Annotated in this window: 18 protein-coding genes; 6 read left to right on the top strand and 12 right to left on the bottom strand. The window is 73.2% G+C overall.

Annotation, left to right across the window (positions count from 1 at the left end; all coding sequences use genetic code 11):
* The first annotated feature begins 124 nt into the window (after positions 1 to 124).
* Both FB157_RS14380 and FB157_RS14375 read left to right on the top strand, forming a co-directional pair.
* Positions 125 to 1,591 carry a PspC domain-containing protein gene (locus FB157_RS14380; RefSeq protein WP_145879601.1) on the top strand — a complete coding sequence of 489 codons (1,467 nt, stop codon included), beginning with the start codon at positions 125 to 127 and terminating at the stop codon, positions 1,589 to 1,591.
* Positions 1,578 to 1,796 (top strand): hypothetical protein, encoded by a 219-nt coding sequence (locus FB157_RS14375; protein WP_145879599.1) that lies wholly within the window; start codon positions 1,578 to 1,580, stop codon positions 1,794 to 1,796. The genes FB157_RS14380 and FB157_RS14375 overlap by 14 nt, the downstream gene beginning before the upstream one ends.
* Before the next feature lie 215 nt (positions 1,797 to 2,011).
* Here FB157_RS14375 and FB157_RS14365 read toward each other — a convergent pair whose 3' ends face one another.
* Together FB157_RS14365 and FB157_RS14360 are read right to left on the bottom strand one after the other, a co-directional pair.
* A complete protein-coding gene (locus FB157_RS14365; protein WP_186581503.1) occupies positions 2,012 to 2,542 on the bottom strand; it encodes a DoxX family protein in 531 nt (176 codons plus the stop codon).
* A 136-nt stretch (positions 2,543 to 2,678) separates the two neighbouring features.
* Entirely contained in the window at positions 2,679 to 3,965 is a 1,287-nt protein-coding gene (locus tag FB157_RS14360; RefSeq protein ID WP_145879593.1) for a hypothetical protein, read from the bottom strand.
* Positions 3,966 to 4,155: 190 nt separating this feature from the next.
* On the opposite strand from FB157_RS14360, the gene FB157_RS14355 reads away from it, so the two are divergent.
* A complete protein-coding gene (locus FB157_RS14355) occupies positions 4,156 to 5,040 on the top strand; it encodes a DUF4429 domain-containing protein (RefSeq protein ID WP_145879591.1) in 885 nt (294 codons plus the stop codon).
* On the opposite strand, the gene FB157_RS14350 is transcribed toward FB157_RS14355, so the two are convergent.
* Positions 5,037 to 5,831, bottom strand: coding sequence for a class II aldolase/adducin family protein (locus FB157_RS14350; protein WP_145879589.1), 795 nt, complete (start codon positions 5,829 to 5,831; stop codon positions 5,037 to 5,039). The two genes, FB157_RS14355 and FB157_RS14350, sit on opposite strands and share 4 nt — an antisense overlap.
* Positions 5,832 to 5,971: 140 nt before the next feature.
* On the opposite strand from FB157_RS14350, the gene FB157_RS14345 reads away from it, so the two are divergent.
* Complete coding sequence (locus tag FB157_RS14345; protein WP_145879587.1) at positions 5,972 to 6,433, top strand: pyridoxamine 5'-phosphate oxidase family protein; 462 nt, start codon at positions 5,972 to 5,974, stop codon at positions 6,431 to 6,433.
* Positions 6,434 to 6,448: 15 nt separating this feature from the next.
* Here the strand turns inward: FB157_RS14345 and guaA are convergent, their stop codons facing one another.
* The gene (guaA, locus tag FB157_RS14340) at positions 6,449 to 8,029 is read right to left on the bottom strand and encodes a glutamine-hydrolyzing GMP synthase (RefSeq protein WP_145879585.1); all 1,581 of its coding nucleotides are present in this window, start codon (positions 8,027 to 8,029) and stop codon (positions 6,449 to 6,451) included.
* A gap of 322 nt (positions 8,030 to 8,351) precedes the next feature.
* On the opposite strand from guaA, the gene FB157_RS14335 reads away from it, so the two are divergent.
* Positions 8,352 to 8,618: a chorismate mutase gene (locus FB157_RS14335; RefSeq protein ID WP_145879583.1), complete on the top strand. Its 267-nt coding sequence runs from the start codon at positions 8,352 to 8,354 to the stop codon at positions 8,616 to 8,618.
* 709 nt (positions 8,619 to 9,327) lie between these two features.
* Here the strand turns inward: FB157_RS14335 and FB157_RS14330 are convergent.
* From FB157_RS14330 to FB157_RS14315, 4 genes are all read right to left on the bottom strand, one after another.
* Entirely contained in the window at positions 9,328 to 11,133 is a 1,806-nt protein-coding gene (locus tag FB157_RS14330; RefSeq protein ID WP_145879581.1) for a GMC family oxidoreductase, read from the bottom strand.
* Positions 11,134 to 11,167: 34 nt separating this feature from the next.
* Positions 11,168 to 12,781 carry a succinic semialdehyde dehydrogenase gene (locus FB157_RS14325; RefSeq protein ID WP_145879579.1) on the bottom strand — a complete coding sequence of 538 codons (1,614 nt, stop codon included), beginning with the start codon at positions 12,779 to 12,781 and terminating at the stop codon, positions 11,168 to 11,170.
* A 127-nt stretch (positions 12,782 to 12,908) separates the two neighbouring features.
* Positions 12,909 to 13,835, bottom strand: a complete 927-nt coding sequence (locus FB157_RS14320; protein WP_145879577.1) for a serine/threonine-protein kinase — start codon at positions 13,833 to 13,835, stop codon at positions 12,909 to 12,911.
* Positions 13,836 to 13,880: 45 nt separating this feature from the next.
* Positions 13,881 to 14,783, bottom strand: coding sequence for an MBL fold metallo-hydrolase (locus tag FB157_RS14315; RefSeq protein WP_145879575.1), 903 nt, complete (start codon positions 14,781 to 14,783; stop codon positions 13,881 to 13,883).
* Positions 14,784 to 14,854: 71 nt separating this feature from the next.
* Here FB157_RS14315 and FB157_RS14310 point away from each other — a divergent pair, with 71 nt between their 5' ends.
* On the top strand, positions 14,855 to 15,790 hold the full coding sequence (locus FB157_RS14310; protein ID WP_145879573.1) for an AraC family transcriptional regulator: 936 nt from the start codon (positions 14,855 to 14,857) through the stop codon (positions 15,788 to 15,790).
* Here the strand turns inward: FB157_RS14310 and FB157_RS14305 are convergent.
* The 4 genes from FB157_RS14305 to FB157_RS14290 form a co-directional block, all read right to left on the bottom strand.
* A complete protein-coding gene (locus FB157_RS14305) occupies positions 15,777 to 17,369 on the bottom strand; it encodes a serine/threonine-protein kinase (protein ID WP_145879572.1) in 1,593 nt (530 codons plus the stop codon). The two genes, FB157_RS14310 and FB157_RS14305, sit on opposite strands and share 14 nt — an antisense overlap.
* A gap of 52 nt (positions 17,370 to 17,421) precedes the next feature.
* Positions 17,422 to 19,176, bottom strand: a complete 1,755-nt coding sequence (locus tag FB157_RS14300; RefSeq protein WP_145879570.1) for a serine/threonine-protein kinase — start codon at positions 19,174 to 19,176, stop codon at positions 17,422 to 17,424.
* Between the two features lie 64 nt (positions 19,177 to 19,240).
* On the bottom strand, positions 19,241 to 20,932 hold the full coding sequence (locus FB157_RS14295) for a serine/threonine-protein kinase (protein WP_145879569.1): 1,692 nt from the start codon (positions 20,930 to 20,932) through the stop codon (positions 19,241 to 19,243).
* A 162-nt stretch (positions 20,933 to 21,094) separates the two neighbouring features.
* A complete protein-coding gene (locus tag FB157_RS14290; RefSeq protein WP_145879567.1) occupies positions 21,095 to 23,857 on the bottom strand; it encodes a protein kinase in 2,763 nt (920 codons plus the stop codon).
* Positions 23,858 to 23,939 lie beyond the last annotated feature (82 nt).

The following is a 23,939-nucleotide window of genomic DNA, read 5'->3' as shown; positions in this document are numbered from 1 at the left end:
GCGTTCGAATCGGCACGCCGGCCGGGCGTCGAACGCCTCCCCGCCGTCCCTCGGGGCCGATCTCAGGGTTCGCCCAGGGTCATCCCGACTGCCGTCGCGGCGGCCGGGCCGTCACCATGGACGCATGACGGATCACGAGCACGCCGCGACGGGTCCGGGACCCGGCCCCGGCCCGCGCCCGGCCCCGGGCACCGGACCGACGGATGCCGCGCCCGCCGCGACGGGAGGAACGGGAACGGCAGGAGAGAGGGAAGGGACGGAAGCGACGCGGGACCAGGACACCGCCGGGGAGCCGGAGACCGCCAGCGGCATCCTCCGGTTCCGGCGCGACCGCCGGCACAAGATGATCGCCGGGGTGTGCGCCGGGCTCGGGCGGCAGACGGACATGGACCCGGTGATCTTCCGGATCACCCTGGCCGTGCTGTCCGCGACCGGCGGCATCGGTCTCATCTTCTACGGCTTCGCCTGGCTGCTGGTGCCGTACGAGGAGGAAGAGGAGAACGAGGTCCGCAGGCTGCTGACGGGCCGGGTCGACGGCCAGGCGCTGGCCGCCGTGCTCTTCGCCCTGGTCGGCTGCGGGATCTTCCTGACCATGCTGAAGAACGGCGGGGTGCTGACCTTCGCCGTGGTGCTCTCCCTGCTGCTGGCCGGCGCCGGTTACTGGTCGCGTCGGCGCGGTGCCGCCGATCCCGATCCGCTCGCCGCGCAGGCTGCCGCCGACGCCCCGCCGGAGGCACAGGCGCCGCCGGTCGTCACCACCTACCCGTCCTGGTGGCGGGACCCGATCGTCAAGGACGGCAGCCATGTCGGCGGCACCGGCTATCTCTGGGGCCCCGGGGACGCCCGTGACCCGAACTCGTCCGTGGACGTCGGCATCGCCACCCCCTGGCCACACAACGGCTCGGCACACCCGCAGCGCACCGCGCCCCCGAGACCACGCGGCCCGCGCTGGATCGGCGGCTGGATATTCCTGCTCGCCCTGTTGGCCGGCGGCGTGGGCACCGGGCTGACCTGGGACACGCACCCGCTGGGCACCAGCCTGCAGGCCGGCCTCGCCTGCGCGCTCGTCGTCTTCGGTCTGGGCATCACGCTCAGCGCCTTCCTGGGGCGGACCGGGGCCGGTTCGGTGTTCCTGGCGATCGTCACGGCGGCGCTGCTCGCCGGGGCCACGGCTCTGCCCAAGGACATCACGACCCACTGGCGGCAGACGTCCTGGAAGCCGGCCGCGACGGCGGACGTGCGGTCCTCGTACAGCCTCGGCACCGGTGTCGGCACGCTGGACCTGACCCGGGTGCACCCGGCGAAGGGGCAGACGGTGGCCACGGACGCCGAGGTGGGAGCGGGGCAGCTGAAGGTGATCGTGCCGGCGGGCGCGAGCGTGCGGATGAGTGTCGACGTGGGGGTGGGCGACATCCGGTTGCCCGGCGAGAACGGGAAGGACGTGGACGTGCAGCCCGGTAGGCACAGGACCGTGACGCTGTCGCCGGTCAAGGACGGCAAGGACGGCAAGGACGGCAAGGACACCGGGACACTGCGGCTCGATCTGCGGGTGGGCGTCGGAGAGGTGGAGGTCAGCCGTGCTGCGTCATGAGTTCCAGCCCGGGAAGCTGGTCGCCGGTCTCTCCCTCACCGCCGCCGGCGCCGTCTACGCCGGTGACGCGGCGGACCTGTGGAACACGCCCCCCTTCATGGCCGTCCCGCTGGTGGCGGGCGGCCTCGTCCTCGCCGGTGTCACGGCGGCGGTGACCCGGGGCATCCGCAGAAGGCGCGGCGCCGAGAACGGCCGGGGGGCCTAGGTCCTGTCGTCAAATTCCCGTCGTCGCCCGAAGGGCGGCCTCGCGGCGTCTGGTGCGTGCTCTCGGCGTGCCGGGCGGAAGTCCTCGTACGGGACGTACTTGGGCTTTCGCCCGGTGCGGCGAGAGTGCGTGCCAGGCGTCGTGGGGCAGACGGGAATTTGACGACAGGGCCTAGGGGTCCCGCCGCGGGGCGGACGGGAATGTGACGGCACACCCTAGCGGTAGCCGCCGCCCGCCCGTTGCCGTCGGCGGGCGCGCCAGGCCGCGTCCAGGGAGAGGTAGGGCGCTCCGGCGAGGACGAGGGGCAGCCAGGCCATCAGGTAGGCGAGGTCGTTGCCGTAGTAGTAGGGGGTCGTGGCCCAGCTGACGGTCAGCCACAGGCTGAGCGAGATCAGCGCGCCGCCGAGGGCGGCCAGCCGGGCCAGCAGGCCGATCAGGGTGCCGATGCCGACGGCCAGCTCGCCCAGGGCGATGGCGTAGCCGAACCCGACCGGGCTCTTCAGGGCCATGTCGACCAGGGCGGGGACGGCCGCGGAGTCGCGGGCGGCTCGCATGATGTCGCCGACCGAGCCGGCACCGCCGGACTTCATGAACGCGCTGTCGGTGAGCTTGTCCAGGCCGGCGTAGATGAAGGTGACCCCGAGGAAGATCCGGAGCGGAAGGAGGGCGTAGCGGGTTGCCGTGTCCCGCCAGTCGCCGCGGTTCAGATGGGACATCTGCGTGTCCGTCCGCATGCCGTGAGTCATGCCCCTTAGCCGCCTCTCACCCGCCGTGCGCCGACCCCTCACTCGACGATACGCATGACAAACGGGAACGGTTCAATCCTCTCCGGACGTTTTCCGGATTTCGGGTCCCCGTCCTCGGGAAGGACGCCGCGCGTTCTCACTCCGTCACGTGGACTGTGCACCGGTTGGTCGCCACCCCGGCCGCCGTGACCACCTGTACCTCCACCGAGCCGGGCTCCACCTCGGCCGGGACCGGGACGGTCAGCACGGTGTCCGTGGGATTGCGGAAGCCGCCGGGGACCGGGACCAGGGGGACGCGGACGTCCACCGCGCCGATGCGCACGACCATGCGGGAGAGGCGGTCGGCGCCGTGGGCGCCGGGTGGGACGAAGCCGGTGCCGCGGATCTCGACGTCGTCGCCGGTGCGGATCGGTCCGTCCAGGTCTCCGGGCTCACGGGCGCGGACCACGGAAAGGATCACCGGACGGCCGCCCTCGGCGTACTTGCCGGCCAGATAGGTCGCGGCCGAGATCAGCACGACCACGGCGAGGCCCCAGGGCAGGTCGGGCAGTTGGTCGGGGCGGCGGGCCAGCCGTACCGCGGCGAAGGCCAGGGCGACGGCGCTGACGACGACGTACTGGATGTCCGCGAAGGCGCCCCGGCCGGAGTCGTCGGTCAGCAGGTCGGCGGCGCGCGGCCGGTGGGCCGGCACCTTCTGCAGCCGCAGACCGATGATGCGCAGGCCGACGACCCGGCGGACCAGCACGGCGATGCCGCACACGACGGCGAGGACGGTCGCCACGCCCGCCCCGCGCGCGAGGTCGAGGCCGGAGAGCAGCGCGTCGCGTGCGGCGTGGTCGGAGGCGGCGGCCAGACGGCCCGCCAGCAGCAGCACCGCGTAGACGACGAACAGCACCCAGCAGGCGGCCACCGTACGGGAGGTGGACATCCGGTTGTCCTCGCCGATGACGGGGGCCAGGACGCCACCGCGTGCCCGGTGGAACCAGGAGGCGGCGGTCAGGGCGGCCGCGACGACGAGCGCGGCGAGCAGTGCGGCCGTACGGGTGCCGGTCCAGCCCGCGCCGACCGCGGTGAGCGACTCGGCGAGCAGCAGGGCGACGACAGCGCCCCACACCGCGCACGCCGTGCGCAGCCACAGCCGGGCGAGCCAGGCCTCGCCCTCCGCCCGGCCCCGTTCGGCGACGGCCTCCGCCTGCTCGGTCAGCTCCGCGGACACCCACTGGCGGGAGGCGGACGCCGAGTGCGCCACGCCCGCCGGCAGGCCCTGCCCGGCCGCGAACCCGTCGCGGGCGCGCAGGAACGCGGCGACGGCCCGCCGATGTCCCTCGCGGGCCCCGTGCGGACAGTCCCCGCAGGCGCAGCCGCCTCCGTGCGCCCCTTCGGCACCCGTTGCCGCGCCCTGTCTCGCCTCCTGCACCGCCACGCCCGACGCCCGCCTTCCCCTCGCCCCGGGACACGGCCGACGGCCCCCTTTGCGGGCCGCCCCACCGCCGTGCAACTCCCCTGTGTCGAGAGCGAATTGTGCCCTACGCAAGGGCGTTCCGGCCCCGCTCTCCAGGTCCAGAAGAGTGAAGTTCGGGCCACCGAGTTGACCCGGCTGCGAGAATCTCCCCATGGCCGAGATCATCCAGCGGGACGGCACCTGGGCGTTCGACGGCAGCACGATCAGGATCACCCCCGGACTCCACCGTTCCGTACCGCTGTTCCGGCAGACGTACGGGGAGATCGCCGTGCCGCTGGAAGCGGTGTCCGGCGTCGGCTACGAACCCCAGCGGGGGCGCGGCCGGCTGCGGATGCGGCTGCGCGAGGGCGCCGACCCGCTGCTGCAGGCCACCGGCGGGCGGCTGCCGGAGGCGGCCGACCCCTACCGGCTGACCGTGGACGCGGACCGCGGCGGGGTCGCCGAGTTCGTCGCCGAGGAGATCCGGCACGCGCTGCTGCTCGACCAGGTCCCCAAGGCGCCCACGGCGGCCTATCTCCTGCCGGGTCCGCCGGTTCCGGTCTCGGTGCGCTCCTCCGACGGCACGGTCTCCTTCGACGGCGCGCAGGTGCGCGTCGACTGGGCCGACACCTCCGACCGGGTCAAGCGCGCGACCGGCCCGCGGATCATCGGCCTCGGCGACCTGGTCCAGGTCGAGTGGCTGCCCAACTCCGGCTACGAGGACGGCTTCCTCAGGTTCGTGACCCGGGAGACGGCGTTCTCCAAGCTGCCGCCGGAGCGGGATCCCTACACCCTCGACCTGTGGGGCAGCGTCCGGCGCGACCTGCTGACCGCGCTGGTCGCCGCGGCCGTCACCGCCCGGCTGCCGCATCCCGCCACCCGCACCGGCGACGCGTTCACGCAGCGGGACCGGCCGCCGGCCACCGGTCCGGCGCGGGCCGACCACCACGACGTGCTGCTGCGCCGGCTGCGGGAGCTGGGCGAGCTGCACCGTGACGGGGTGCTCACGGACGAGGAGTTCGCGCGGACGAAGGCCACCGTCCTGCGGGGCTTCTAGCTGAGCAGATCCGGTTCGCTGCGGCTGATGTCCTGCCACAGCGGCTGGTAGTTGATCCAGCCCACCAGGTCGCCGCCGAGCTGTTCGCGGGTGGCCACGGCCTGCTTGTGGTCGATCAGGACGGGCCGGCCGGCCGCCTTCGCCATCAGCTGGACCTGGCAGGACCGCTCCAGCGACATGAACCACCAGGCCGCCGCGTCCACCGAGTCCCCGACGGTCAGCAGCCCGTGGTTGCGCAGCACGAGCGCCTTGCGGGAGCCGAGGGCCGTCGCGATACGGCGGCCCTCGTCGGCGTCGACGGTGACGCCGGTGTAGGCGTCGTAGAGCGCCACGTCCTCGTAGAAGGCGCAGCTCTCCTGGGTGATCGGGTCGATCAGGTCGCCGAGCGCGGCGACGGCCCGGCCGTGCACGGAGTGGCAGTGGGCGACGGCGACGACGTCGGGGCGGGCGGCGTGGACCTGGGCGTGCACGGTGAACGCGGCCTGGTTGACGTGGTAGCGGCCCTCGACGACCTGTCCGTCCTGGTTGGCGAGGACGAGGTCGCTGACGGTGACGTGCTTGAACGGCATCCCGAACGGGTTGACCCAGAAGCAGTCGCTGAACTCGGGGTCCCGCGCGGTTATGTGGCCGGACACCCCGTCCTCGAATCCGGCGCGCCCGAAGATCCGCAGGGCGCCCGCGAGCCGCTCCTTGCGGTGCCGGCGTTCGTCCTCGACCGAGTCGTGCATCGGCGGCATGGCGAACTGCAGCTGGTCGGTGGGCAGCGGCAGGGGCGGAGTCGGCCCGTGCATAGATCCTCCAGCGTGGGGAGTGCTGTACGGGCCGGAAGTTACCGCCGGTCAGCGCAAAAGGGCAGAGCTGTTTTGTAAAGATGACGTACGCAGCGAATACACGACAGAGGATGTCCGGTTTGCCGGTGAGACTGGCACGTATGAACTGGGCAGCCTTCAGCACCGCAGCACCCGATCTGGCAGCGCTCGCCGAGGAGCGCTTCGGCGGTCACCGGCACCACGTCCTCGCGACGCTGCGCAGGGACGGGTCCCCGCGCACGTCCGGCCTGGAGGTCCGGTTCCTGGGCGGTGAGCTGTGGCTCGGCATGATGCCGCGCTCCCTGAAGGCCCTCGACCTGCTGCGCGACCCGCGCTTCGCGCTCCAGGCGAACCCGGGCGCCGACATGGGCAGCGGGGACGTGCGGATCGGTGGCCGGGCGTTCGAGGTCGAGGACGGCGCGGCCAGGGCGGCATACGTCGAAGAGGTGGAACCGCCGCAGCCGTTCCACCTCTTCCGCACCGAGCTGACGGAGGTCGTACGGACCTACGTCGAGGACGAGAAGTACCTGGTCACCCAGGTCTGGAAGCCCGGAGAGCCGGTGCGAGCCCTCAAGCGGACATGATCCTCAGAAGTGGGACTACTCCCACTCGATGGTGCCCGGCGGCTTCGACGTCACGTCGAGGACGACCCGGTTGACGTCCCGGACCTCGTTGGTGATCCGGGTCGAGATGCGGGCGAGGACCTCGTACGGCAGACGCGACCAGTCGGCGGTCATGGCGTCCTCGGAGGACACCGGGCGCAGCACGATCGGGTGGCCGTAGGTGCGGCCGTCGCCCTGGACGCCGACCGAGCGGACGTCCGCGAGCAGGACCACCGGGCACTGCCAGATGTCCCGGTCCAGGCCGGCCGCCGTCAGCTCCTCGCGGGCGATGGCGTCGGCGTCCCGGAGCAGGTCCAGGCGCTCCTTGGTGACCTCGCCGACGATACGGATGCCGAGGCCGGGGCCCGGGAAGGGCTGGCGCTGGACGATCTCCTCCGGCAGGCCCAGCTCCTGGCCGACCATGCGGACCTCGTCCTTGAAGAGCTTGCGGAGCGGCTCGATGAGCTTGAACTCCAGGTCCTCGGGGAGGCCGCCGACGTTGTGGTGCGACTTGATGTTGGCGGTGCCGGTGCCGCCGCCGGACTCGACGACGTCCGGGTACAGGGTGCCCTGGACCAGGAACTCCACGGCCGGGCCCTCGTCGGCGATGATCTCGGCCTGCGCCTGCTCGAAGACGCGGATGAACTCGCGGCCGATGATCTTCCGCTTCTCCTCGGGCTCGCTGACACCCTTGAGCGCGGTCAGGAAGCGCTCCTCGGCGTCCACGACGACCAGCTTGACACCGGTCGCGGCCACGAAGTCCTTCTCGACCTGCTCGGTCTCGCCCTTGCGCATCAGACCGTGGTCGACGTACACGCAGGTCAGCTGGTCGCCGATGGCGCGGGCGACGAGGGCGGCGGCGACGGCGGAGTCCACGCCGCCGGACAGACCGCAGATCGCGCGCCTGTCGCCGACCTGCTCGCGGATCGCGGCGACCTGCTCCTCGATCACGTTGCCCGTGGTCCAGGACGGGGTCAGGCCCGCCCCGCGGTAGAGGAAGTGCTCCAGCACCTGCTGGCCGTGCGTGGAGTGCATGACCTCGGGGTGGTACTGGACGCCGTAGAGCTTCTTCTCGTCGTTCTCGAAGGCGGCGACCGGGACGACGTCCGTGGACGCGGTGACGGTGAAGCCCTCGGGCGCGGCGGAGCAGGCGTCGCCGTGCGACATCCACACGTGCTGCTCGGCCGGGGTGCCCTCGAAGAGGGTGGAGGACGTGCGGGAGACGTGCAGGTCGGTACGGCCGTACTCGCGGGCGCCGGTGTTGTCGACCGTGCCGCCGAGGACCTCTGCCATGAGCTGGAAGCCGTAGCACATGCCGAAGACGGGGACGCCGGCCTCGAAGAGTTCGCGGCCCAGACGGGGGGCGCCCTCCTCGTACACGGACGAGGGGCCGCCGGAGAGGATGATCGCCGCGGGGTTCTTGGCGAGCATCTCCTGGACCGGCATGGTGCTCGGCACGATCTCGCTGTAGACCCGCGCCTCGCGGACACGGCGGGCGATGAGCTGGGCGTACTGCGCGCCGAAGTCGACGACCAGGACGGTGTCGGGGGTGGCGGCAGCGGGAGTCGCTGATGACACGGGGTGCCTTCCGGCGGTCTGGGCGGGGGTCTGTGTCTCCGATTCTAACTGGGGTGCCGGCGGGACAGCTCCCGTCGGCCGGGGGCTCCGCCCGGACCGGCCGTGCGGAAAAGCGCCATGGCATACTGGCCCCATGCGCAAGCACTCGACCTTCGTCTTTACCTATGGCACCCGGCCCGCCGGCTGCCATGGTCGTGCTGCTTGAGCTGAACGCCAAGCGACTTCCCAGGCGCCCCGGGCCGACAAGGCCCGGGGCGCCTGTCGTTTTCCGGGTTCTGTCGTTCCGGGGCATCCATCAGTCACCTCACGAGGAGCCCCCATCATGAGCATCGCGGCCACGACCGGTGCGGACCGGACCATCGCCGACGCCCGCGAGCGCATCGACGCGCTCGACGACCGGATCATCGGGCTCATCCAGGAGCGGATGGCCGTGTCCACCGTCGTCCAGCAGACCCGCATCGCCTCCGGCGGCCGGCGGGTGAACCTCTCCCGCGAGATGGAGATCCTCGGCCGCTACCGCGAGGCCCTCGGCAAGCCGGGCACCTCCCTCGCGATGACGCTGCTGGAGCTGTGCCGGGGTCGCATCTGAGTTCGGTCCCGCTCTCACCCGTACGGCGCGTGACCGGCCCACGGACCGCTTCGTTGATCCCGGTGTCCGTGCCAGCCAGGGGCGGGCCCGACAGAACCACGCGTGGCTCGCCGGAGCGATGAGGTGTACGGGTCGTGCCGTGCGCCGTGGGACCTCGCTCCGGAGAAGTGACCGGACGGCAGGGGACAGCAGCCCGGTCACCCAAGAGAACGGCCGGCTCCGGGGACGCCCGGGGCCGACCGGCGGAAAATTGCAAAAATGCACCAGTGCCGGGTCAAACGGTTGCGGATGCCTCGCTCATCCAGCACGATGCGTAGAAAGCCCCCCAAGTCCCCTCGCAGACACCGGCATTGACCATCCCCGCCTGTCCGCCCGGGGTCGAGACCACAGGAGAGGTGGCGCAACCCCCCGGCGCCGCCCCCAGGCACCGGCGCCGCCCTGACGTCGGTGCTGACGAAAGAGGGCCCCGCGGCTCAAGCCCGCGGGGCCCTTTCGTCATGCCCACACACCCGTCACGCCCACCACACCCCCCTCATGCGTGACTCACATCACATAAATATCGCATGAGGCGGCACAACCGTTCAGCCCCCTCGCTGATCAAACCTGCTGCCGGATCAAGAAGACGGTATGAGCGAGGGACCTGCGTTCGGAGGGGGATGCAGGTCCCTCGGTGCTTTCTGCGGGCGGCCCGAGGACTTCTCCGGTCCGGCTACTTCTTCGGCGGCACCGCCGGGATCCCCAGGAACGGCAGCTTCAGCGCGCCGAACGCGTCCGCCGGGACCGCGGGGGTGCGCGGCTCCACCGGCTTCAGGCGTTCGTACGCCGCTCCCTGCGCCGGACGCGGATCCTCCTCGCCCTTGTTCGGCCAGTACGACATGGCCCGCTCGGCCTGCGCGGTGATCGTCAGGGACGGGTTGACGCCCAGGTTCGCCGAGACCGCGGCGCCGTCCACGACCGAGATGCCGGGGTGCCCGTACAGCCGGTGGTACGGGTCGATCACGCCCGTCTCCGGGGAGGCGCCGATGGGGCAGCCGCCCAGGAAGTGCGCGGTCAGCGGGGTGCCCATCAGTTCGCCGACATTGCTGCCCGCGAAGCCGTTGATCTCGGTGGCGAGGGCCGAGGCGGCCTCGGAGGCGGACTTGATCTGCTTGGGGTTCGGCGCGCCGTGACCCTGCCGGGCGGTGAGCAGGCCCTTGCCGACGCCGTCGGGCTTCAGGTACGTGGTCAGCGAGTTGTCCAGGGACTGCATCACCAGGCCGATGATGGTCCGCTCCGACCAGCGCCGGTTGGACAGGGAGCGGGCGACCAGCACGGGGTGGCGGGCCGCGTTCGCCAGCCAGGCCAGGACGCGCGAGGAGCCCTCGGCGTAGGGGACCTGCAGGATCGACAGGCCGCCCATCGAGTTGGAGCCCTTGCCGTAGCGGACGGGCTCGATGTGGGTGTTCTCGTCGGGGTGGATGGAGGACGTGATGGCGACACCGCGGGTGAAGTCGGCCTTCGCCTCTCCGGTCGCCCTGCGGTAGCGGCGGTTGTCCGTCTGCGCGCCGACCAGCGCCTCGGAGTTGGTGCGGGTGAGCTCGCCGAGGCGGGCGGAGAGGTGGGGCAGCTGCCCGCCGGACCTCATGCGGTGCAGCAGGGTCTGGGTGCCGTACGTGCCGGCCGCGATCACGACCCGCCGCGCGGTGAAGAGCCGTCCCTTGCCCTTCTTCTTCTGGTCCGTCGGCAGCGTCGCCACCGCGTAGCCGCCCCGCGAGTCGTCGGTGACGGACACGACCGTCGTCATGGGGTGGACCACCGCACCCGCCTTCTCGGCGAGGTACAGGTAGTTCTCGTTCAGGGTGTTCTTCGCGCCGTGCCGGCAGCCGGTCATGCACTCGCCGCACTCGGTGCAGGCCTTGCGGGACGGGCCGGCCCCGCCGAAGTACGGGTCGTCGACCTGCCCGCCCGGACTCGCCTTCGCCGTCCCGTCGGCGTCCTTGCCGTCGCCGAAGAACACGCCGACCGGCGCCATGTGGAAGGTGTCGCCGACGCCCATCCGCTGTGCCGCCGCCTTCAGGTGCACGTCGGAGGGGGTCATCGTGGGGTTGAGCCGGACGCCGAGCATGCGCCGCGCCTGGTCGTAGTACGGCTTCAGCTCCTCCTGCCAGTCGGTGATGTCCTTCCACTGCGGGTCGTCGAAGAAGGCCTTCGGCGGCACGTAGAGGGTGTTGGCGTAGTTGAGCGAGCCGCCGCCCACACCGGCGCCCGCCAGCACCATCACGTTGCCCAGCAGGTGGATGCGCTGGATGCCGTACATGCCGAACCTGGGCGCCCAGAGGTAGTTCTTCAGGTCCCACGAGTTCTTCGGGAGGGTGTCGCGGGCGAAGCGGCGGCCGGCCTCCAGGACGCCCACCTTGTAGCCCTTCTCGGTCAGGCGCAGGGCGGTCACCGAACCACCGAACCCCGAACCCACGACGACGACGTCGTAGTCGTACCCGTCCTCGTCCCGGACCTGGACAGACTTCTCCTGCGACACGTGCTCTCCTCGTCGAGAACGGGGTTGTCCTGCTCTAGCGGAAGCGGAACGCCTTCATGAGGCGGAGACTGCGGCTCATGAACCGGGCGTACTTCTCGTCGTCCATGCCGAGCGACGGCGCCATCGGCAGCAGCCGCTGCTCGGCCACCGTCTGGGCCTCGGTGTACTTGAGGATGCCCTCGGAGCCGTGGCGGCGGCCGAGACCGGAGTCCTTCATGCCGCCCATCGGGGACTGGACGCTGCCGTAGGCGGGTGCGTAGCCCTCGTTGACGTTCACGGTGCCGGTGCGCAGCCGGGACGCGACGTCCTGGCCGCGGCGGGCGCTCCTGGTCCACACGGACGCGTTCAGGCCGTACGGCGTGGAGTTGGCGCGCTCGACCGCCTCGTCGTCGGTCTTGAAGCGGTAGATCGACACGACCGGCCCGAAGGTCTCCTCCTCGCACACGGACATGGAATCCTCGACGCCGTCGAGGACGGTCGGCTCGAAGAAGTACGGGCCGATGTCCGGACGGGCCACACCGCCCGCGACCAGCTTCGCGCCCTTGGCGACGGCCTCCTGCACGTGCCGTTCGACGGTCTTCAGCTGCCGTTCCCCGACCAGCGAGCCCATGTCGGCGCCGTAGGCGAGGGAGTTGCCGAGCCGCATGCCCCTGGTGCGGGCGGCGAAGCGCTCCAGGAAGGTGTCGGCCACGGACTCGTGGACGTACAGCCGCTCGATGGAGATGCAGAGCTGACCGGCGGAGGAGAAGCAGGCGCGCACGGCCCCGGCGGCGGCCTTCTCGATGTCGGCGTCGTCGAGCACCAGCATGGCGTTCTTGCCGCCGAGTTCGAGGGAGACGCCGACCAGGCGGGCCGCCGCGCCTTGCGCGACCTCGCGCCCTGTGCGGGTGGAGCCGGTGAAGGACACGTAGTCGGCGTGCCGGACGACCTCCGGACCGACGACCGGGCCCTCGCCGAGCACGACCTGGAAGACGTCGGCGGGCAGTCCGGCCTCGATGAGCAGGTCACGTGCCCAGAGCGCGGTGAGGCAGGTCTCGGTGTCCGGCTTCATCACGACCGCGTTGCCGGCGACGAAGGCGGGCAGCGCGTCGCCGACCGACAGCTCCAGCGGGTAGTTCCAGGGGGCGATCTGGCCGACGACGCCCCGCGGGTGGCGGAGTTCGGTGACCTTCGTCAGGGTCGGCATGGCGCCCGCGTGCCGCTTGGGCCGCAGGTAGGCGGGGGCCTTGCGGCCGTAGTGGCGGGCGGCCACCGCGACGGCCTGGACCTCCTCGTGCGCGTGCAGGCGCGCCTTGCCGGTCTCCAGCTGGATGAGGTCGAGGACCTCCGCCTGGCGCTCCAGCACCAAGTCGTGGAAGCGGAGCAGCACGGCGGCCCGCTGCCGTACCGGCGTCCTCTCCCACACCGCCTGTGCGGCGCGGGCGGCCTCGAAGGCCTTGAGCACGTCCTCGGGGGTGGACTCGGGCAGGTCGGCCAGCTTCTCGCCGGTGAACGGCGTGTGGTTGGCGGTACGGCCCGAGCCGACGACGCCCTTGGTCAGCTGGGCCACCAGTTCGGGGGTGACCACGTCGGCGGCGGTGCGGGCGCCTTCGGGGGCGGGCGCGAGGGGGTTGGTACCGGTGATGTCCGGGGCCTGCGAGTCCGTCATGACGCGCAGGGTATGCCGAGGCGAAGGCTTTGGGTACCCGTCGGTAACGGGGATTCACGGAGTACACACACAACGCCAGTGATCACTGGCAGGAAATGTGCTGATCAGGGCGTTGTCGAGGTGACGATCACTCGGATCCGGGTTTTTTCGCGAGGAGGAGCCCGAGGGCGGCGATGGGGGTGCGGCGGCGGGGGTCGGGGGTGGGGGCGGGCGGCACGGTGACCGGGGCGGAGGACAGGGGCCGGGGCGCCGGCTCGGGCTCCGGCTCGGGCCGGGCCTCCCGTTGGTTCTCGGGGGTCGTCTCCGCCGGGGGCAGCACGCCGGCGCACGCCTCCAGCACCGCCGCGACCTCCTCCGCGCCCGGCCGCGCCTCCGGCTCCGGCGCGTGCAGCCGGGTCAGCAGCGGGCCGAGCGGGCCGGCGTCCCCGCCCTCGACGGCGGCGGCGAGCAGCGCCCCGAGGGACCACAGGTCGGAGGCGGGACCGGCGCCGCGCCCCGACGCCCGCTCCGGCGCGACGAACTCGGCGGGCCCGTCTCCGGCATGCCCGTCCCCGATCCCGAAGTCGGTGACGACGACCCGCCCGGTGCCGGACTCGATCAGGACGTTGGCGGGCTTGAGGTCCCGGTGCACGATCCCGACGGCGTGCGCGGCCCGGAGCGCCCCGAGGGCGGCGAGTCCGACCCGGGCGGCCTCGGCGGGCTCCAGCGGCCCACGTCCGACGGCCTCCCGCAGCGACTCCCCGCGGATCAGCTCCATGACGATCCGGGGAAGTCCGTCCTCGGCGACGACGTCGTACACGGTGACGGCCGAGGGATGCCGTACCCGGGCGGCGGCCCGCGCCTCCGTGCACAGACGGTGCGCGATCCGCCGGCTCTCCTCGTCGTCGGCCGGATCCCCGGGCAGAAGGGGCTCCTTGACGGCGACGTCCCGCCGGCCCTGCTCGTCCCGCGCCCGCCAGACGGTCCCGGACGGACCGGCGCCCAGGCGCTCCAGGAGCCGGTAGCGCCCACCGATCAACTGTCCGTCGGGCGAGCGTTCGCCGTCTCCAGTCATGTCACATGAGTACCGTGCGCACCACGCCCTTGTCGAAGCGGGCGGTCAGGCGGCCCACCGGTGCAGCGTGAACTCCCCCTTCTCCTTGCGCACTTCGACGGCACCGGCGCCACCGAAGTGCGCCGGGACCACCAACGCCCGCTCCTCGGCCGCGCGTTCGAGCACCCGGAGCCGGGTCGCGGCCGCCTGCCGCGGGTCGAGGCAGAAACAGCTGCTGCACTCGGGGTGCAGGATCTGCACCGGGCTGTGCAGCAGGTCGCCGACGAACACGGCCCGCTCGCCGCGCGAGGCGAGGCGCAGCACGGAGGAACCCGGGGTGTGCCCGGGGGCGGCCTCCAGGACGAGATGCTCGTCGATGCGGTACTCGCCGTCCCACACCACGGCCTGACCGGCCCGGTGCACGGGCGCGACGCTGTCCTCGTAGACGAGCCGGTCGTCCACGCGCACGCCGCCCGCGTAGCCGCCCTCGGGCCCGAAGTGGTGGTCGTCCGCGGCCGGCAGGAGGTACTGGGCACCGGGGAAGGACGGTACCCACGCGCCGTCGGCGTCACGGGTGTTCCAGCCGACATGGTCGCCGTGCAGATGCGTGTTGACGACGACGTCGACGTCCTGCGGACGGACCCCGGCCCGCTCCAGGCGGTCCAGGAAGTCCCCCTGCCGTCGGTGGAAGAGCGGATTGCCGGGTCGCTCGCGCCCGTTGCCGACGCCGGTGTCGACCAGCACCGTGCGCCCGCCGGAGCGCACCACCCAGGTCTGGAGCGCCACCACGGCGCGGTCGCCACCGGACTCCCGGTGGTCGGGGACGAGTTCGTGCTCGCGGGCGCTCCAGACCTCGGGACCGCAGTCCGGGACGAGGGCCCCGGCGGGCACGTACGGGCCCCGCCACTCGACGATACGGAGCACCTCGACGTCGCCGACCATGAAGCTCTGCACTTTGTCATCAGCCATACCGATGACCCTAGAAGTCCGGACTGAACGTCCCAATGCTCATTCGGCTCTGTCCAATACGCTGTTGTCTCATGGATGTGGTGAGCGATGCGATCTCGGCGGTCAGGTCCGGCCGGCCGTCCTCGAACCGGCTACGGGTGCGCGGCAGCTGGAGCGTCCGGCTCGCGCCGTACGAGGGGGCGGGCTTCCATGTCGTCCTGAGCGGCGCGTGCCGGCTCGTGCCGGACGGGGGCGGCGACCCGGTGCCGCTGAACACGGGGGACGTGGTGCTGCTGCCGCACGGGGCCGGACACGTGCTGGCGGACCGGGCGGCGGGGGCCGCCGAGATCCGGCGGGCGGTGCCGTTCGAGGAGGTGCGGGACACGGACGTACGGCTTCCCGGGTCCGGTCCCGGCGTCGAGCTGCTGTGCGGCAAGTACCGTCTCGACCGCAGTCGCACACACCCGCTGCTGGCGGAGCTGCCGCAGGTGGTGCACCTGCCCCACCGGGTCGGCGACCATCCCGAACTGCGCACCGCCGTCGACCTCTTGGCACGCGAGCTGGACGAACGCCGGCCGGGCGCCTGCCTGGCCCTGCCGAGCCTGCTGGACCTTCTGCTGATCTACATGGTCCGCGCCTGGATGACCCGGGCGGAGACGGGCGCCTGGCCGGCGGTGCTGAACGACCCGGTCACGACGGCGGCGCTGCGGGCCCTGCACTCCGATCCGGCCGCCTCCTGGACGGCCGGCCGTCTGGCCTCGGAGGCGGGCGTCTCGCGCGCCACCCTGTCCCGCCGCTTCACCTCGCTGGTCGGCCGCCCGCCGATGGCGTACCTCACCTGGTGGCGCCTGACCCTGGCGGCGACCCGGCTGCGCGACTCGGACGTGCCCCTCGCGACGGTGGCCCGGGAGACCGGCTACGGCAGCCCGTACGCCCTCTCGCACGCGTTCAGCAGGGAGTTCGGGACCACACCGGGGCGGTACCGGGACGGGGCCCGGGCCGACGGGCCCGCCCTCACGGCTTCGTGAGTTCCAGGTTCGCGATCGCCGCCTTCGCCACCTCCCGGCCCCGGGCGGTGAAGTCGCCCTTGCCCGGGTAGCCGACGGTGAGCCGGTACAGGTCGCCGGACCTGGTGCGGTAGTAGAAGATCTGGATCTCCCGCGGGCGCGGGTTCTCGCTGTCGTCGGTGGTGAAGGCGACGGTGTTCGTGGCGGCCGGCCGGCCGCGGTACTCGGCGTTGTCGTCCGGGTGCGTCCGCGCGCCCTTGGCCATGCCGAGGGTGTAGTCGCCCTCGTTCTTGAACTTCTCGTCGTCGGCGCGCATCTGGGCCACGGCGTTGCTCTTGATCTCCTTGAGGGAGTCCTCCGACTTCCGGGTCAGGTCGAGGACGACCGAGATACCGCCGCTCCAGTCCGTGTACGACACCCAGCTCTTGTCGGTGGCGTTCTTGTCCGGGCGGCCCGCCTGGTAGGCCGCGGGGACGGCGAGGGTGGCGCCCAGCTTCGGATCCGCCCGCTTCGCCCAGCCGTCGGGGAGCGGGCCGGCGAAGGGGTCGGCGAGGACGAGGTATCCGGCAGCGGCGGCCGCGACCACGGCGGCGCCCACGCCCAGCCAGACCTTCCGGCCCGGCCGCCCGGAGCGGGTGGCGGGCTCGGCGCCCCGGACCTGCTGGGTGGGTTCCGGCGCCGGCGGGTCGGCGGCCGCCTCCAGCAGGGCGCGGACCTGCGCCGCCGTCGGGCGGCGGGCCGGGTCCTTCTGGAGCAGCCCGTCGATGGCCTCGGCCAGCGGGCCCCGCGCGGCGGCGGGCGCGGCCGGGGCGGCGTTGAGGACGGACTGCAGGGTGGCCGGGGTGTTGCTGCGGCGGAACGGGGAGACGCCCTCGGTGGCCGTGTAGAGGACCACGCCCAGGGACCACAGGTCGCTCGCCGGGCCGGGGCGCTGCCCCAGCACCCTTTCCGGCGCGATGTACTCGGGCGAGCCGACGAAACCGCCGGTGTCGGTCAGGCTCGTCTCGCCCTCGATCTGTGCGATGCCGAAATCCGTGAGGACGACCCGGTCGTACCGGCCCAGCAGCACGTTGTCCGGTTTCACGTCCCGGTGCAGGACGCCCGCCGCGTGCGCCGCCTCCAGCGCGCCGAGCACCTGCAGACCGGTCCGGGCCGCCTCGCGCGCGTCCAGCGTGCCCTCCTGGAGCGCGTCGCCCAGCGAGCGTCCGCGTACCAGCTCCATCACGATCCACGGGCGGTCGTCGACGACCGCGACGTCGTACACGTCGACCACCGCGGGGTGGTCGAGCCGGGCCGCCGCGCGCGCCTCGCGGCGCATCCGCTCGAAGGCGTTGGCGCGTTCCCGCTCGGGAAGGTGGTCCGGGACCCTGGGCTCCTTGACGGCGACCTCGCGGTCCACCATCTCGTCCTTGGCCCGCCACACGGTGCCCATCCCGCCGTGGCCGAGCTTGGCGAGCAGCCGGTACCGCCCGGCGATCAGCCGCCCGGCACCCTGGGCGGGCAGCACCGGAGGCTGTGGGCCCGGGTTCGGGCTCGGCGGTTGCAGAACAAAACTCGTCGTGTCGTCGGCCGTGCGGCCGACTCCCCCGTCACTGCTCATGGTTCATCCATATCGCGCCATGAGCGCGCCAGCCACAGGGAACGCGAACCGGTCACGAAGCCGTGACCGAGAAGGTGTCCACGGCCACGTCGAAGTACTCCCGGGCCTCCTTGACCTTCCCCACCGGCGCCGACACCCACACGTCGTACATCCGGCCGCCCTCCTCCCAGCACACGTCGTAGGTGTGGCGGGCGCCCTCGGCCGCGCTGAAGCCGTTCCAGGTGAACTCCCAGAGGGCCGCGGGGTGTCCGGCGTGCGTGGTCGTGGTGACCCGGCCGTCGTGGTAACCGGGGTTGGTGCTGGGCCCGTCGGCCGCCGACCGGTTCATCACGCCGGTGGGGCCGCCCGGTTCGGGCGCGGCGACCTTGATGCCGAGGCGGAAGGTCTGCCCCGGGGAGAGGTAGAAGACCCGCTCGCCCTGGCTTTCGCGGGTGAAGTCCTCCGGCACGGCGAGGGAGAAGCCGGCCGGGTCCCGGGCGGTGCGGTAGCCGGAGGGAGCGGTGTGCGTGGTGGAGGCCGCCGGTGCGCTGCTCGCGGTGGGCGTCGGGGACTTCGGGGCGCCGGTCGTCGGGGAGTTGCCGGCGGCCGGGGAACTGCCGGTGGGCGCCGTCGGGCTGGTCGCCGTACCGCTCGGGGTGCCGCCGCCTGCGCCGCCGCCCTGTTTCAGCAGCAGCGCCGTCGCCGAGACGCCGGCGCCGGCCACCGCGGCCACGAGCAGCGCGGCGATCAGCACCCCGCGCGCGGACTGGCGTGCGGCCGGGGGCTGTTCGGCGGTGGGTGCGGGCGGGGTGACCGGCCCGCGCGGCATGTCGTGCTCGGTGGGCGTGTAGGGGGTCACGGGGGCACGGCCTCCGGAGTCGCCCAGCCGGGGCGTACGGCCTCTGGCGTCGCCGGCCCTGGGGGAACGGCCCCTCGTGTCACCGCTCCGGAGTGTGCGGGCCGAGCCCGGTGTGCCGCCCGGCGCGGCCGGGGTGCGGCCCGTCTCCAGGTACGTCCGCAGCATCCGCTCGGCCTCCGCCGCGCCCAGCCGCCGGTCGGGGTCGCGTTCCAGCAGGCCGAGCACGACGGGCAGCAGCGGCTCGGCCTGCGCGGGTGGCCGGATGTCGGCGGCGACGACGGCGTGCAGGATGCCGCCGAGCGAGTCGCGGCGGAACGGCGACTCGCCGCTGAGCGCCGTGCACAGCAGCGCGCCCACCGACCACAGGTCGGACTCCGGCCCGGTACGGACGCCGGACATCCGTTCCGGGGAGGTGTACTCCGGCGAGCCGACGAAGGAGCCGGTCTCGGTGAGCGTGGTGGCGCCAGCGACCTGCGCGATGCCGAAGTCGGTGAGCACGACCCGGTCGGTGTCGGACTCGATCAGCACGTTCGCCGGTTTGATGTCGCGGTGCAGCACCCCGGCCGTGTGCGCGGTGCGCAGCGCGCTCAGCAGGTCGACGGCGATCCGGGCGGCCTCCGCGGCGTCGACCGGCCCACCTGCGGCGATGCGGTCGGCGAGTGAGCCGCCGTCGATCAGCTCCATGACGATGTACGGCCGTTCGTCCTGCTCGACCACGTCGTGCACGACGATGATGTGCGGGTGCCGCAGCTGCGCCACCGCCCGCGCCTCGCGGAAGGTGCGCTCCCGGCGGCGACGGGCGTCGTCGTCCGTCAGGGAGTCGTCCGGAGCCAGCTCCTTGACCGCCACCTGACGGCCCAGCAGCTCGTCGGCGGCCCGCCATACGACGCCCATTCCGCCGCGCCCGATCCGCGCCAGTAGGCGGTAACGGCCCGCGATCACACGGAAGTCGTCCCCCTCGGATCCCATGAGCCCCATCATGCCGCACCGGCCGCACCCCTTCCGGGGCGGTCATCGGCCAAGCCTCGGGGACTCAGCCTGAGTTCGGCTGCCAGCCCTGCAGGACCCGCTTGAACTGCTTGCTCGTCGTCGCCCAGTCGGCGGCGGGCGACGACATGTAGATGGCGTACTCGACGCCCTCGCGCGAGAAGTAGGTCTCCTCGACGGCGTGCCGCGGGCCGGCCACGTAGGGCGGGACCGTCTTCTGCGCGGTCCAGGTGTACTCCCACAGCGAGCCCTTGCAGTCGCGGTAGGTGTTCTGGTGCATGGTCACGGTCTTGTAGTCGATCAGCCGCTGGAGCTGCTGCTCCAGGTCCTTCTGGTGCTGGAAGGGGTCGGCGAAGTCCGGGTCGGTGTCGATGGCGATGCGGACGAAGTGCACGCCGCCGTCGGGCGAGTAGTCGACCTGCTTGAGGTCGCCGTCGTTCTGGTACACCTTGCGCGTCCAGCCCTTGGGCAGGGAGAGGCTGAAGCCCAACGGGTCGTTCTGGCGCACCCAGCCGTCGCGGCCCGCGCCCCCCGGACCCGGGCTGCTCCTGCCCGAGGTCGCGGGCGCCGGGCTCGCCCCGCCGCCGGTCTCGGTGTCCTGCTGCATCGTGCCCCACTGCTTGAAGGCCACCGCGGCGCCGCCGCCGAGCACGGCCGCGAGGGCGACGACCAGCGCGAGCGTGCGCAGACGGCGCCGGGGGCGGGCCGGTGCGGCGGGCCCCACCATGGTCGGGTCCATCCCCTGCGGGCCCACCGCCGTCGGACCGGTGACGGAGCGTCCCTCGGCACGCGGCCCGGAACCGTGCCCCGAAGTGCCTGCCCCGGAGGTGTACGAATCACTGCCGTACGACCCGCTGCCGTACGACCCGCCGGTGCTCACGCCCCGGCCCTGGGTCGGTACGAACGCCTGTGCGGCGCTCGGCCGGCGGCCTTCCGCCGCCTCGGCGAGCAACTGCTCCGTCTCCTCCGCGCTCGGCCGCTGGGCCGGCTCCTTGCGCAGCAGGGCGGTGATGACGGGGCCGAGCGCACCCGCGTGGCGGGTCTCCTCCGCGTCCTCCTCGACGACCGCCTGCATGGTGCTCAGCGGCGAGGTGCGGCGGAACGGCGAACGGCCCTCGACCGCCGTGTACAGCGTGGCGCCGAGCGCCCACAGGTCCGAGGACGGGCCGGGGTCGTGACCGCGTACCCGCTCGGGCGCGAGGTAGTCGACCGAGCCGACGACCTCGCCGGTGCGGGTGATGGTGGTGTCGCCCTCGATCTGGGCGATGCCGAAGTCGGTGAGCAGCACCCGGCCGTCATCGCCGAGCAGCACGTTGCCGGGCTTGACGTCCCGGTGCAGCACGCCGGCGGAGTGCGCGGCGCGCAGCGCCCGCAGCACCCACAGGCCGATCCGGGCGGCCTCGCGCGCGTCGAGACGGCCGCGGTCCTTGACCGCGTCGGCCAGCGAGCGGCCCTCGACCAGTTCCATCACGATCCACGGGCGGCCGTCGTGTTCGAGCACGTCGTGGACGGTGACGACGGCGGAGTGGTTGATCCGCGCGGCGGCGCGGGCCTCCGCCCGGGTGCGGGCGAGCAGAACGGCCTGGTCGCTCTCGGAGACGTAGAGCGCGGCGGTCAACTCCTTGACGGCCACTGCCCGGTGGAGCACCTCGTCGTGGGCGCGCCACACCCGGCCCATGCCGCCGCTGCCGATGGAATCGGCAAGCCGGTAGCGGCCCGCTATCAGCAGGCCCTGCATCTGATTCACGTTGCCCCGCAATGCTCTTGACAGGCTCAGACTAAGGACCGGTCTGCCCGCTGGGAACAAGCGGGGGGCCAAGGAAACCGCACTGTGACGGTTGTCGCTTCTCCTCGCGAACGGGAACCGAATCCTCGCTCGCCCGACCGGTATACACGGCGCTCAACGCGTGTAGCGGTACGTCGCCGTAGCCTGCTCGTACAGCCGCGTCACCGTATCCCGCTCGGCCTCCGGCCCCCGGACCTGGACGATGTGGTAACGACCGTTCAGCAGGATCGCCATGTTGCGCACGTAAACGTCGCGTCCCTGCCCGTCGGTCCAGGTGAACTGGCCCTCGGCCATGGTCCGTCCGCCCACCTCGATGGTTCTCAGGCCGGTGGCCGTGGCCCAGCTGGAGTCCCGGTACGGCTGCAGTTCGCGCTCCTTGTCCCGCTGGTAGACCATCGGATCGCTGCCGTTGGCCGAGGCGCTGTCCCGTCCCGGTACGAGGATCAGCTCGAAGTTCTTGTGCGAGTAGACCACCTGGCCGCTGCCGTTCTTGGGCGTGCGGTCCCAGCCCTTGGCGACGGCGACTTTGAAGCCCTCCGGGTCGGTGCGCAGGGTGAACCCGTCGGCGACGGAGGGATCGCCGCCGGTCTGTGTCTCGGTGGCGGGCTCGGACGCCGAGGGACTGCCGCTCGCGGTCTGCCCGGAGGACGGCTGCCCGGTGCGGGACGGCGCGGGGCCCGCCTCCCCGGCGCTGCCGGTACGGTCGCTGCCCGCCGCGCCGCTCTCCCCCTGCTTCGGCATGAAGAGCACCGCGTACGCCACCGCCCCGGCCAGCAGGAGCAGTATCAGCAGGAGCAGCGTCCGGCCGAGGCTGCGCGGGGAACGAACCGCCTCGTCCCGGGCCCGCTTGTGCCGGCCGTGCGGATGGGGCGCGGGCATCCCGGCGCGCCGCCGCCGCACCAGCTCACCGCGGCGCCGGACGATCGGCAGCCGTCTCGGGTCGGCGGGCGGGACGGGGACGACATGGGTACCGGCGTCCGGCTCGGGCGCCGAGCGCACCAGCGAGCGCAGCCAGCCGCTCAGCTCCTCGAAGTCCAGCCGGTCGGTGGGGTCCTGGCGCAGCAGCGACTCCACGACCGGGCGCAGCGGCCCGCACTCCTCGGCGAAGGCGGGCGGCTCCGCGCACACCAGCTGCACCAGCTCGGCCGTGGACTCCTCGGGGTAGGGCGCATGCCCCTGCACGGCCCGGAACAGCAACGCCCCGAGGGCCCACAGGTCGGTGGCGGGCCCGATCGGCGCCGCCAGCTGCCAGTTCTCGTGCACGGGCCCGGCCTGCTCCGGCGCCCATCGCTCGGTCACCGGCCCCACGACGGTCATCCGCACCTGCCGCGCCCGCTCGGCCGCGAGCGCGGTGGCGGGACCGCGGCGCACGGCACCGGCGCCGGGCTCGTCCCAGCGGGCGGCACCGGTGGCCGGGGGGAGGGCCGCGCCTGCGGGGAGGGCGGGGGGCTGTCCGGGAACGGGGGCACCCCGACCCGTGCCGCGCGGCTGACCGGCAGGCGCCTGACCGGGTACGGGCAGCCGGCCCGCGCCGGGTGCTGCGCCGGGACGCCACTCCCCGGGCGGCAGGACGGGTCGCCGTCCGTCACCGCCCGGCTCGGCCGGCGTACCTGCGGGGCCCGTGCGCGGTGCGGCGCCGTGCCAGGAGGAGCCGTGCACCCCGTAGGGGTCGGCGATACGGCCGGGCGGTGCGGCGGCCTGGCCGGAGGAGTACGGCGGCTGCACCGCGCCGTCGGCCGCGGCCTCGCCGTCGGCGGGCGGGCGGGCTCCGGGCAGGGCGGCGTGGCCGTTCTGCCGGGCTTCCTGCACCCGGGCCGCGGCCCGGGCTCCCGCACGGTAGGCGGCGATGGCCCCGGCCCGGGCGGCACGGATGTCGTCGCCGCTCTCCAGGGCCTGTCGGCCCGCAGGTCCGGGGACGGTGGATTCACCCGACGCCCCGTTCGCGCCCGGCACCGGCAGCCCACCGACGGCCCGTGCCTGGATCGCGGCCCGCCGCGCGGCCTCGGGATCCGCGTCGGGGGACGGCACCGGTCCCGCAGCGCCCGCAGGGCCGCTCACGGCACCGACCGGGGCACCGCCGCCCGCGGCACCCCGCCCTCCGTCGCCACCGGGACCCCGGCCACCGGAGTCACCGAAGCCCTGGCCACCGGAGCCGCCGGGCCCCTGCCCGCGCAGGCCCTGCCGGCCCGTGCCGACGCCGTCAGCGCCGCCCGGCCCGAGGGCCCCCGCCGGCCCTTCCTGGCCCTGCTGCCCGTCCGGAACCGGCACCGGGTCGTACCCGCACAGCGCCTCCTCCGCCGCACCGACCGCCAGGCCGGTCAGCATCACGCGGCCGTCGTCGCAGACGAGGACCGTGCGGGCGGTGATGTTGCGGTGCACCCAGCCGTGGCCGTGCAGGACACGCAGCGCCATGAGGACGTCGGAGGCGACCTCGGCCGCCCGGTACGGCGTCAGCGGCTGCTCGGCCAGCAGCGCGGACAGCGGACGTGCGGCCACCCACTCGCTCACTATCCACAGTGAGCCGCCCTCGGCGAACACGTCGAAGACCTGGTCCAGCCGCGGGTGGTCGGGGATGCTCGCGGCCGCCTGCGCCGCATCGACGGCCCGCCGCACCGCGGGGTCCGAGGGGCTGCGGGTGGCGGTCCGGGCCGCCGGGGTACGACGCGCCCCGCGCTCACGGGCGGTGAACCCCTCGGGCAGCCCGTCCGCGTCGAGCACCTCGGCCTCGACGACCTCCGGCAGTGGCACCTGACGGACCAGCACTTCCTGGCCGCTGTAGGTGTCGAAGGCCCGGGTCTCGGTCAGTTCGTACTCGTCGGAGGGCGGCAGCGGCAGGCGGTAGCGGTCGGCGAGCACCCGGCCCGCATAGTCGTCCACGTTGCCTCCCCCGACCGCCCGGTCGTTCACATCCGTTCCCGTTCGGGCCGTTGCGCAGCCACAATCCGGCTCCGTACGGTCC

The organism is Streptomyces sp. BK340 (assembly GCF_007827595.1).
Classification (GTDB): Bacteria; Actinomycetota; Actinomycetes; order Streptomycetales; family Streptomycetaceae; genus Streptomyces.
Note: the sequence above shows the minus strand (reverse complement) of the source record. Positions and strands in the feature narration are given on the sequence as shown.

Coding starts and splice junctions, on each gene's coding strand:
- FB157_RS14310 (WP_145879573.1), top strand. CDS start 14,855: ATGGATGTGGTGAGCGATGCGATCTCGGCGGTCAGGTCCGGCCGGCCG.
- FB157_RS14350 (WP_145879589.1), bottom strand. CDS start 5,831: ATGCACGGGCCGACTCCGCCCCTGCCGCTGCCCACCGACCAGCTGCAG.
- FB157_RS14335 (WP_145879583.1), top strand. CDS start 8,352: ATGAGCATCGCGGCCACGACCGGTGCGGACCGGACCATCGCCGACGCC.
- FB157_RS14315 (WP_145879575.1), bottom strand. CDS start 14,783: ATGGCTGATGACAAAGTGCAGAGCTTCATGGTCGGCGACGTCGAGGTG.
- FB157_RS14325 (WP_145879579.1), bottom strand. CDS start 12,781: ATGACGGACTCGCAGGCCCCGGACATCACCGGTACCAACCCCCTCGCG.
- FB157_RS14355 (WP_145879591.1), top strand. CDS start 4,156: ATGGCCGAGATCATCCAGCGGGACGGCACCTGGGCGTTCGACGGCAGC.
- FB157_RS14345 (WP_145879587.1), top strand. CDS start 5,972: ATGAACTGGGCAGCCTTCAGCACCGCAGCACCCGATCTGGCAGCGCTC.
- FB157_RS14295 (WP_145879569.1), bottom strand. CDS start 20,932: ATGCAGGGCCTGCTGATAGCGGGCCGCTACCGGCTTGCCGATTCCATC.
- FB157_RS14300 (WP_145879570.1), bottom strand. CDS start 19,176: ATGGGATCCGAGGGGGACGACTTCCGTGTGATCGCGGGCCGTTACCGC.
- FB157_RS14365 (WP_186581503.1), bottom strand. CDS start 2,542: ATGACTCACGGCATGCGGACGGACACGCAGATGTCCCATCTGAACCGC.
- FB157_RS14320 (WP_145879577.1), bottom strand. CDS start 13,835: ATGACTGGAGACGGCGAACGCTCGCCCGACGGACAGTTGATCGGTGGG.
- FB157_RS14380 (WP_145879601.1), top strand. CDS start 125: ATGACGGATCACGAGCACGCCGCGACGGGTCCGGGACCCGGCCCCGGC.
- FB157_RS14305 (WP_145879572.1), bottom strand. CDS start 17,369: ATGAGCAGTGACGGGGGAGTCGGCCGCACGGCCGACGACACGACGAGT.